Source organism: Paenibacillus sp. MSJ-34 (assembly GCF_018918005.1).
GTDB lineage: Bacteria > Bacillota > Bacilli > Paenibacillales > Paenibacillaceae > MSJ-34.
This window is the reverse complement of the sequence record NZ_JAHLPR010000010.1, coordinates 114397-125030: the sequence shown is the minus strand read 5'-3', so window position 1 is coordinate 125030 and position 10634 is coordinate 114397. Positions and strand designations below refer to the sequence as shown.

Here is a 10634-nt window from a genome sequence, read left to right as displayed (position 1 = left end):
TCGGGTTCTTTAGCATACGCATTTTTGAAAATTGCTTTCAAAAACACGTTTACATCGATAATTTTAACTCAAGCACCCCAAATTGAGCCTCAATCGCCCGGTTTATTCCGAGATCCTATTAAAGTAATATTACCATAACACACCATGTGAAACATTTGCAAGAAATTTTTTTATTGAACTTCCGTTTTGGCGAGCTTCCGGGCTGCGCTGGCGGAAATTGCGCCGTATAAGCGGCTCGATAATCCGGAAATTTGCTCCGGTTTAAAAGTAACGGCCACCGTCGCGAGCGGTTCGCCCGCCCCCGGTCTTTCATAAGCTCTCCAATACGGCTTCATACGTTTGATATAGTCTGATTGAGTTATAACATCCGATTCCGCGCATCGGCGCGAAGAAATATATAAAATGTTCGCCTGCGCCGTTTCACGCGTTCCGGCATGAGCGAGCAACAGCGAAGCCTTCCCGTTGCGGTTCAAATTGGAGAGCACTTCCTCAGACCGGCCGGCGTCGATATATACGGTCACCCGTTCCCCGTTTGCGGAAACGTATCCCCCGATCGCGACATCCGTATCCGGCTGCAAGTTTTCGCCTCTCGTAACCAGTTGCATAAACGTTTGTTCCCGGAAAAACTTGCTCAATTCGTTCGCATATGACATTGAAACTACCATTCCCTCCTTCACTAGGAGAAGAATACCATACTACTTTTCCGCTTGGCAATGGAATCGCTTATTTTCCGACAAACTGTTCGATTAATTCCATTTTCATATTCCACGCCTTTTGGCTGAAATCGACGGCGTATTTATGCGGATTTAACTTGCGCAAATATTCCGGCCAGAACATCGCCAGTTGCATTTGATGGTAGCGCCGAATTTCGTCAAGCGACGGCAACTTGTATACTTGCTCGCCTTCCTCGAAGATCGGCGTAAGCAATGGCATAGCGTCATATTCTTCCGCATAACGATATAGAAACGGATGGACGGGGTCGAATAATTTAATTCTCGCCCCGCGGCGAACTTCATCCTCCTCCGACAAACAGACGTAATCTGCAATCGCTTTGTGCCGCTGCGCGTCGACGATCCGGTACACGTCTTTTTTGCCCGGGGTCGTCACTTTTTCCGGGTTGGCGGAAATTTTAATCGTCGGCAAATAAGATCCGTTCTCCATACGGGCGACGATTTTGTATACCCCGCCCAAAGCCGGCTGATCCGCAGCCGTAATAAGCTGCGTCCCGACGCCCCAAGTATCCACTTTGGCGCCTTGCGCTTTTAAGTTGAATATGGTGTGCTCGTCCAAATCGTTGGTCGCTACGATTTTGACGTACGTCAAGCCCGCTTCGTCCAGCATTTCCCGCGATTTTTGCGATAAGTAGGCAATGTCTCCGCTGTCCAAGCGGATGGCCTGCATTCGCTTGCCGTACCGTTCCATCCGCTTCCCGACCTCGATTGCGTGCGGTACGCCGCTCTTCAACGTATCGTAGGTGTCGACCAGCAGCGTGACCAGATCCGGCAGCGCTTTGGCGTACATTTCGAATGCCTGCTGCTCGCTGTCGAAGCTCTGCACCCACGAATGGGCATGCGTTCCTTTCGTTGGAATGCCGAAACGCTGTCCCGCAAGCAGATTGGACGTCGCATCGAATCCGGCGATATATGCCGCCCTGGCTCCCCATACCGCCGCATCGGCTTCTTGCGCCCGTCTCGTCCCGAATTCGAGCAGCGTATCCTTCCCTGCGACCTGCTTAATACGCGACGCCTTCGTGGCGATCAACGTCTGAAAATTCATAAAGTTAAGGAGTGCCGTTTCGATCAACTGCGCCTCGAAAATACGAGCTTCCACGCGAATCAAAGGCTCGTTCGGAAAAACGAGCGTTCCTTCTTTCACCGCATGAATCGTCCCCGTGAAACGGAAGCGCCGCAATTCCTCGAGAAACGCCGCATCGTACTGTTCTTCTTGCTCGGCCAAATATGCGATATCTTCTTCGGTAAACCGCAATTCCCGTATATAATGAATAATTCGTTCCAAACCTGCAAACACCGCATAACCGTTGCCGAAAGGCAGCTTGCGGAAATAAGCCTCGAACACCGCCCTCTCGTTGTGCGTACCGCTGATCCAATGAGCGTACATCATATTCAACTGGTATTTATCGGTATGCAATGCCATCGATTCCGTATTCATGTTCACATCTCCCTGGTGTCTTCCATATTCCTGTCCGCTAACTTATAACTCTAATTCCGTCGAGCTCACAATATAAATTCCATACTTTTCTTGAAAATAGGCAAATGTCTCGTCCGTCGCTTGTTCAAATCCCGGGATGGGACTCATGCAATCCGCAAGCAACACGATTTTGGACGTTACATCCCGCCGATCGCCGTAATGCTCCAATATTTGACGTACCGACTCCAATACGCAATGCGATTTCGCTTCGCCGGCGACAATCACTTTGTCATACGACGGCAAGCGATCCAGAAATGTTTTATTGTACGAGCCCTTCCGGTCGTATTCAGGCTTGATGATGCCGTACATTTCGCTTAACGGATCCAATCCTTTGACGATACGCTGCGTCTCCGAGCGTCTGGCGATCGAATGAAAATAGACGACTTTGGCAAATTGGGTTTCCAATGCCGCCCCGGCGGTTCCCTCCAAACAATGATAAGGCCAAATGCATAAATCTTTCCGGCTGCGCGCCTCCAGTTCCGTTACATACTCCAAGCTTTCGCCGGGATGCGCCGCCGCAATCCATTTGCCGCCCGCAACATCGGCCGCCTTAATGATCGTATACGGCTCCGGATGATTGCCGCTCTCGTCCGTCCACCAACACGGATGGAAAATTTGCTGCGGCTGATGGGTATCCAAAGAAATTGCAATATTCGTTATTTTATCCATATGGCGGTATATAAAACGAGCCGCGTTCGCCGCGTCTTGAAACGAACCCGGCACCGGCAGCGCGCCGTTCTCCATAAAATCGTTCTGCATATCGATCGCAACGAACAAAATCCGCCGCTCATCCTCAGCGGCTGGCCGCAACCTCTCCTGCGAGGCAAGCGTAAATACGTCGTTCATCTTCCCCATATCGGCAAGTCCAAGCGCATGTTGATCGAATAATTGTTCAAATCGCGTCTTCATCGTCATCGGATCGCCCTCCTTCAAAGTTAATGCAAGCTATGATGCATCACGTGCTGAATCGAACGAAACTCGTTTCCCCTGCAAGCGGACAAGCTATATTAAGTGAAGTTTATCACAAACTTAGACAAAATCCAACCAAGTTTCCTATAGCATATGAAACGATGCCGAAATTCGTGAATTGAATCACATAGGCATACAGCGGTATTCTCTTTTCCCCGCCCTTTGTCGATATCCCGCTCGCTAAGGATCGCACCCGTCAGAAAGAAACCGGCTCAACTGAACGAAGGGGATATCGACAAAAGGGAATGAAACAACGCACCTGCCACGAAATCAACATGATCTTTTTAACCGCCAGACCGCTTCCAAAGCGGTAACAACCGCGCCTTACGGTTCCGCCTTGGCCGCTTTGAACAATTCCCCGATTGCGCCGATGCTGCCAAGCGTTTCCACGGTATTGGCGGGAATAAACACTTTATTCGCCGGCCCTTTCGCTATTTCCGTCAACGCCTCGAACGACCGGTACGCCAACACGTTCTCGTCCAGCCCGGCCGCGCGCAGCAGCTCGATCCGATTTTTCTCGGCTTCCGCAATCGCTTGAATCGCTTTCGCCTCCCCGAGCGCTTCCAATTCCTGAGCCTGGCGCAAACCTTCCGCTTCGCGGATGCGCGCCTCTTTATCCCCTTCGGCCTTCAAAATCTTGCTCTGTTTGTCCCCTTCCGCCCGCAAAATCATATCTTGCTTCGCCGCCTCGGCCTCCAGCACGATCGCGCGCTTGTTCCGTTCCGCTTTCATCTGTTTATCCATCGCTTCCTGAATATCGAGCGGCGGTTTAATATCGATGACTTCCACCCGTTCGATACGGACTCCCCATTTTTCCGTCGCTTCGTCGAGCGCGATGCGAATTTCCGTCGATATTTTCTCGCGGCCGGACAATGTTTCGTCCAATTCCAATTTGCCGATAATTTGCCGCATCGTCGCCGTCGTAATGTTGCGCACGCCATATACGTAATCGGATATGCCGTACGTCGCTTGCTCCGGCCCGATCACTTGATAGAAAATGATCGTATCGATTTGCACTTGAACGTTATCCTTCGTAATGACGGTTTGCGGCGGCACGTTCGCCTGCTGAATGCGCAAGTCGTGATAGACGCGCACTTGATCGATGATCGGAATCAGAATATTCAACCCCGGAGTCAACAGCCTATGATATTTGCCCAATCGTTCGACGACTCCGACCCGTTGTTGCGGCACGATTTTGATCGTGAGCGCAATAAATACGATGACCACAAGCAAAATAATAACGATAATCGCCCAATGCATATCAATCGCCTCCCTGTTTCTCAACTTCCAAAATGGCATTGCCTCGTTTCACGACAAAGACGCGATCGCCGGTCTTCAGCGTTTGCTTCGACGTCGCGCTCCACGTATCCCCGCCGACCTTAACGATTCCATATTGACCGGGATCGATGTTCTCCATAACGATGCCTTGTTTGCCGACCATTTCATCCACGGCGTCCTTGAACCCTTTCGACGATCTCACTCTCTTCGTAATCGCTTTCGAAAAAACCGTCAGCACAAGCGCGACCAAACAACCCGCGACGACTTGCAGCAATATGTCCTCCGGCGCGACCAAAGCGACTGCCAGCGCCGCGAGCGCTCCTATCCCTAACCAAAGCAGGTAAAACGTCAACGTCATCATTTCGAAGACGAATAAGATGCCCGCGACAATGAGCCAAACTACCCAAAGTTCCATTCGGTCTCTTTTACCCCCTCTCCCGAGATATATTAATATATACGGAAATCATTGGAAAAAGTATCGTTCGTCCAAAATTGACAAAAAAATACCCTGTCGCCTTGGGCGCAGGGTATGGATCCGTAAATTAATCGCTGCAATCGGACGATGCCGCAACGGCACCCGATTCAACGTTGATTTTCGCGGAAACGGTATCGCTAATGACGGATACGATCAATTGGAGCAAATAGTTGATATCGCTTTGGCTTTGTTGGAACTCGGCCACAATCGGAATACCGTCCAATTCGTCTTGCAATTGCTCGATTTCCTTCTCGATTTTCGCAACCATGCTTGCATTTTGGAACTTTTCGAACGCGACGATTTCTTTTTGCTTTTTCTTCATCGACGCGATCAACGTTTGAATGCGTTCGTTGTTGCTGATCTTCTGTTCCGCTTTTTGATAATGCTGCACTTCTTCGGAAGTGTAGATCAATTCCGCCAATTCTTTCGCTTTGGCCATAATATCTTCACGTACGATCAGATCGCGCGAATTGAATTTCGGTATGTTGCTGTGTCCGTGGTCGTGATTGTGTTCGTGCTGCTCCATTCCCAAACTCCCCCATTTCAAGTCATTTTTTCTATCTTAATAGGATGTACGAATCTTGATTATGCTTGAGCTGCGGCCGGTTCGGCGACCAGCTCGCCTTTCGTAAACCATGTGTACGGATCGGTTATTTTCACATGCACGAACGATCCGATCAAATCTTTGGAACCGGCAAAATGAACGAGTTTATTCGTACGTGTGCGGCCTGACAGCATGTTTGCGTTATTTTTGCTTTCGCCTTCGACCAGCACTTCGACGATTTGCCCGCGCAATTTCTCATTGCTTTGGCGGCTGTACTCGTTAATCGCTTCATTCAAACGCTGCAGCCGTTCTTTCTTGACTTCCATCGGTACGTTATCTTCCATGACAGCCGCAGGCGTACCCGCGCGCGGCGAATAGATGAACGTAAAGGCCGAATCGTATCCGACTTCGCGAACGAGCGACAACGTATCTTCGAACTGCTCGTCCGTTTCTCCCGGGAAGCCGACGATGATGTCTGTCGTTAATACGACGTCGGGAATCGCCGTTTTAATTTTGCGGACAAGCTCCAAATAATGTTCGCGCGAATATTTGCGGCTCATTTTTTTCAAAACTTGCGAATTTCCCGATTGCACCGGCAAATGGATATGCTCTACCAGATTGCCGCGCTTGGCCAGCACTTCGATCAGATGATCGTCGAAATCGCGCGGATGCGATGTCGTAAAGCGGACGCGCGGAATATCGATTTTACGGATATCGTCCATCAAATCGCCGAAGCGGTATTCGATATCGGTGAAATCTTTGCCGTAGGCGTTCACGTTCTGGCCGAGCAGCGTAATTTCTTTAAAGCCTTGTCTGGCGAGTTCCCGTACTTCCGCAATCACGTCTTCGGGACGGCGGCTTCTTTCCTTGCCTCGCGTGTAAGGAACGATGCAATATGTGCAAAATTTGTCGCATCCGTACATAATGTTGACCCAAGCGCGCATTCCTTCGCGTTTCTTGGGCAAGTTCTCAATGATGTCCCCTTCTTTGGACCAAACTTCCACGACCATCTCTTTGCTGAACAGCGCTTCTTTCACCAGATGCGGCAAGCGGTGGATGTTATGGGTTCCGAAGATCATGTCGACGAATCCGTGCTTGGACAATATGCGGTTCACGACCGCTTCCTCCTGCGACATGCATCCGCATACCCCGAGAATCAAATCGGGTTTTTCCGTCTTGAGCCCTTTTAAATGGCCCAATTCGCCAAACACTTTATCTTCGGCGTTCTCGCGAATCGCGCAAGTATTGAGCAAAATAATATCCGCTTGTTTGCGGTCTTCCGTACTTTGATACCCCATCTGCTCGAGCATGCCTTTCATCGTCTCCGTATCATGCTCGTTCATCTGGCAGCCGTACGTATAAATCAAATAATATTTGCCGTTGCCGAGGGTCCGAAGCTCGTCCGGTACGGCCGTATCGTAGTGCACTTGAATGTCTTCCTTACCGCGCTGCTTCCCTTGCCTTTGGTTCGGCTCGCTTTTGATCTGAATTTCCCGACCGTTAATGCGAATTTTTTTGCCGTTTTCATCCTCAGATAACACTTTGGCGTTCGAAAAATCAAAGTATTTGGCATAATCTTTCGTTTCCTTCGCCATAAACGGTTCACTTCCTTTCTAACCGATGCGTTACTCGTATATGAAATGAATAATATTTGAAAAAAAGCATTACATCAAATTATAACATTTTTTCTCGGCCTAAACAAGAAAAGCAGAGGAATCCGGATCACTCGATAACCGTTCCTCTGCTTTCCCATCGATCGCTAATCGAACCCTATTCGTTTAATCGATAATTTCGGCCGTATCGCCGGTTTTCGCGCCGGCCGCGTTCGCTTCGTCCGTATCGATATGCATGTCCAACGCAAATTGATCGGATACGCGCGCGATGACGTTTTCCAATACAAGACCGCGTTCGCCGCCAAGCCGTACTTTGAGCATTTGTTTATCTTTAATGCCCCATTTCTCCGCATCGGACGTATGGAAATGGATATGGCGCGCCGCAACGATAACGCCTTGATCCGTCTCCACTTCGCCGGCAGGCCCCTTAATTTTCATTCCCGGTGTGCCTGCAATATTGCCCGACTCGCGCACCGGCGCCGGAATGCCGAGCGCGAACGCGTCCGTACGGGATATTTCCAATTGCGTTGCCGGACGCGCAGGTCCCAATATTCGAACTTTGCCGAACGATCCTTTCGGTCCGATCACTTCAACCGTTTCATTTGCCGCAAATTGGCCCGGTTGGGACAGCGGCTTCAACTCCGTAAGCTGATATCCTTTGCCGAACAATATTTCGATATGTTCTTGCGTGACATGAATATGACGTGCGGAAACGCCGACAGGTACTGTTTTACGCATTTCCTCTCCACCTCTCGTTTTTTAAAATTCTCTCTATCCGGTCAAACAACCATTATTATACTACTTTACGGCAAAAATGCAAAAGACGTACGATACATTCGCACGTCTTTTTGCATAGTTATTTAAATTCTGCAACAAGTTTGTCAAATTGTTCTTCCGTTAACTTAATGTCTTGGTTCGCCAAGCCTTCTTGTTTAAAGCCAGGGATCAAGTCTTCATACGATTTTTTCGTTTTGTCTTGGTAGATCAATCCGGTCAACATGCCGCCGGTTTCCATAATTTTCGTCATCGCTTGAACCCGGTTCGTCGGATCGTAATCCGGCATCGTCTCCAAGTTGATGATGTTTTCTTTGAACCAGTCGTATGTGTTGATTTTATTAAATGTGACGCAAGGGCTGAATACATTGATGAGCGAGAAGCCTTCATGCTTGATGCCCTCTTCGATCAACGAAGTCAATTGCTTCAAATCGCTGGAGAACGATTGAGCGACGAAAGTAGCGCCTGCGGACAATGCGATCTCAAGCGGCGACAACGTCGTCTCGATCGAGCCTTCCGGCGTGCTTTTCGTTTTGAAGCCCGTTGCGCTGCGCGGCGAAGTTTGCCCTTTGGTCAAACCGTAAATTTGGTTGTCCATGACGATGTACGTAATGTTAATATTACGGCGAATCGCATGAACGGTATGGCCCATCCCGATTGCGAACCCGTCGCCGTCACCGCCGGAAGCGATAACCGTAAGATCCCGATTCGCAATTTTGAGTCCTTGCGCGATCGGCAAAGCGCGTCCGTGAATGCCGTGCAAGCCGTACGCATTGATATATCCCGAAATACGGCCCGAGCATCCGATACCGGATACGATTGCGAGTTGTTCCGGTTCCAAGCCGACATTGGCAGCCGCTCTTTGAATCGACGCTTGTACGGAGAAATCTCCGCATCCCGGACACCAGTTTGGCTTCACATTGTTGCGGAACTCTTTAAAAGTAGCCATTTCTAGTTCAACTCCTTACACGCTTTGTATACTTCCGAAGGCAAGAAAGGATTGCCGTCGTATTTCAAAATATTGCGAATTTTATCGGCATAGCCTACGTTCAGTTTAATTTGGGAAGCAAGTTGGCCTGTCGCGTTATTCTCCAATACGACGACTCGTTTCGCTTTCTCGGCGTACGGCGCGAACAATTCTGTCGGGAACGGATAGAGCAAGCGAACCGTTACGTGATTCGTCTTGATGCCGTCGGCCTCAAGACGTTTTCTCGCTTCGTCAACCGTGCCGCCCGTCGAGCTCATGCTGACGATCAACAGATCGGCCTCTTCGTGCGGCGCATCCGCATGAATCGGATTGCTTACCTTGATGTCCTTAATTTTGCGCAATCTCTTATCCATCATTTTCTTGCGGTTCACCGCATTTTCCGACGGACGGCCCGTTTCGTCGTGTTCGACGCCCGTTACGTGGTGAAGGCCGTTTTTGTCGCCCGGAAGGACGCGAGGCGAAATGCCGCTTTCCGTAAACTCGTAGCGTTTGAACAACTGATTCGCTTCGAGCTCCGGCAAATCGCGAACCAGATTGCCGCGGTCAATCGTAATTCTATTGTAATCCAACTGTTCGCAAGACTGCTTGCCCAATGACAATTGCAAGTCTGTCAGGACGATAACCGGACATTGATAAATTTCTGCCAGATTGAACGCTTCGATCATGTCGTAGAAGCATTCTTCAATGGAACTCGGCGCGAGCACGATTTTTGGAATTTCTCCGTGCGTGCCGTAGATCATGGCGTTAATATCGCTTTGTTCCTGTTTCGTCGGCAAGCCCGTGCTCGGACCTCCGCGCTGCGTATCGACGATAACGACCGGCGTTTCCGTCATGCCCGCCAGGCCGATCGCTTCCATCATCAGCGAAAGTCCGGGTCCTGCCGAAGCCGTCATCGTTCTGGCTCCGCCGTAGTTGGCTCCGATCGCCATCGTAACCGCCGCGATTTCGTCTTCCGTTTGGATGACCGTACCGCCGAATTTCGGCAATTGCTTAATTAAATATTCCATAATTTCCGAAGCCGGCGTAATCGGATACGCGGACATAAATCGACAGCCTGCGGCAAGCGCGCCGAGGCCGATCGCGTCGTTTCCGATCATAAACAATTTCTGCCTGCCGTCGGCTTCTTCCAAACGCAAGTCTTCCAGCGGACCGCCAGCAAGTTCCAATACGTACTCTGCGCCCCGCTTTACCGCTTCGATATTTTTTTCAACGACAGCTGCGCCTTTCCGTCCGAATTCTTCGGATACGGCTTTATTGAAAACGTCTAGCGGCAATCCGAGCAACGCCCAGGATGCGCCGGACGCGACCATGTTTTTCATCAACGACGTTCCAAGCTCATCGGCGATCGCCGTAATCGGAACCGCGAACAACTTGGCGTCGATCCCTTCCGGAAGCGTCGGTCCGAATTTGGCATCGGCAACGACAACGCCGCCGCTGCGCAATTCATGCGCGTTCAAATCGATGCTCTCTTGGTCGAATGCGACCAATATATCCAAATCGTCCGAAATGGCACGAATCGGTTTCGTGCTGATTCTGATTTTATTGTTCGTATGTCCGCCTTTAATCCGGGAAGAGAAATGACGGTATCCGTAAAGATAATAACCTAGACGGTTTAACGCGGTGGAGAAAATACGGTCCGTACTTTCTACGCCTTCCCCTTGTTGTCCCCCGATCTTCCATGACAATTGATTAACCAAGATTGCCCATCTCCTTTAAATGTGACTAACGTCATGTTGAAAAGCGTCAAAAAATGATAAGATTATACATTAAAAAAATCTTTTCAGT

10 protein-coding genes are annotated in these 10634 nt (G+C 49.8%); all 10 read right to left on the bottom strand.

All coding sequences use genetic code 11. The features are described from left to right. Positions 1–170: 170 nt before the first annotated feature. Positions 171–653, bottom strand: a complete 483-nt coding sequence (locus tag KQI79_RS07410; RefSeq protein WP_216537588.1) for a pyridoxamine 5'-phosphate oxidase family protein — start codon at positions 651–653, stop codon at positions 171–173. Between the two features lie 70 nt (positions 654–723). Beyond that, entirely contained in the window at positions 724–2169 is a 1446-nt protein-coding gene (locus KQI79_RS07405; protein WP_216537587.1) for a nicotinate phosphoribosyltransferase, read from the bottom strand. A 42-nt stretch (positions 2170–2211) separates the two neighbouring features. Beyond that, entirely contained in the window at positions 2212–3123 is a 912-nt protein-coding gene (locus KQI79_RS07400; RefSeq protein WP_230191799.1) for a cysteine hydrolase family protein, read from the bottom strand. A gap of 378 nt (positions 3124–3501) precedes the next feature. Then, entirely contained in the window at positions 3502–4437 is a 936-nt protein-coding gene (locus KQI79_RS07395) for an SPFH domain-containing protein (protein ID WP_216537586.1), read from the bottom strand. A gap of 1 nt (position 4438) precedes the next feature. Next, positions 4439–4870 (bottom strand): NfeD family protein, encoded by a 432-nt coding sequence (locus KQI79_RS07390; RefSeq protein ID WP_216537585.1) that lies wholly within the window; start codon positions 4868–4870, stop codon positions 4439–4441. Between the two features lie 127 nt (positions 4871–4997). Continuing rightward, the gene (locus tag KQI79_RS07385) at positions 4998–5456 is read right to left on the bottom strand and encodes a YlbF/YmcA family competence regulator (RefSeq protein ID WP_216537584.1); all 459 of its coding nucleotides are present in this window, start codon (positions 5454–5456) and stop codon (positions 4998–5000) included. Between the two features lie 59 nt (positions 5457–5515). Continuing rightward, a complete protein-coding gene (miaB, locus tag KQI79_RS07380) occupies positions 5516–7069 on the bottom strand; it encodes a tRNA (N6-isopentenyl adenosine(37)-C2)-methylthiotransferase MiaB (RefSeq protein WP_216537583.1) in 1554 nt (517 codons plus the stop codon). A 183-nt stretch (positions 7070–7252) separates the two neighbouring features. Beyond that, complete coding sequence (pduL, locus tag KQI79_RS07375) at positions 7253–7825, bottom strand: phosphate propanoyltransferase (RefSeq protein ID WP_216537582.1); 573 nt, start codon at positions 7823–7825, stop codon at positions 7253–7255. A gap of 118 nt (positions 7826–7943) precedes the next feature. Next, a complete protein-coding gene (locus tag KQI79_RS07370; RefSeq protein ID WP_216537581.1) occupies positions 7944–8810 on the bottom strand; it encodes a 2-oxoacid:ferredoxin oxidoreductase subunit beta in 867 nt (288 codons plus the stop codon). Positions 8811–8812: 2 nt separating this feature from the next. Further along, entirely contained in the window at positions 8813–10546 is a 1734-nt protein-coding gene (locus KQI79_RS07365; protein WP_216537580.1) for a 2-oxoacid:acceptor oxidoreductase subunit alpha, read from the bottom strand. Positions 10547–10634 lie beyond the last annotated feature (88 nt).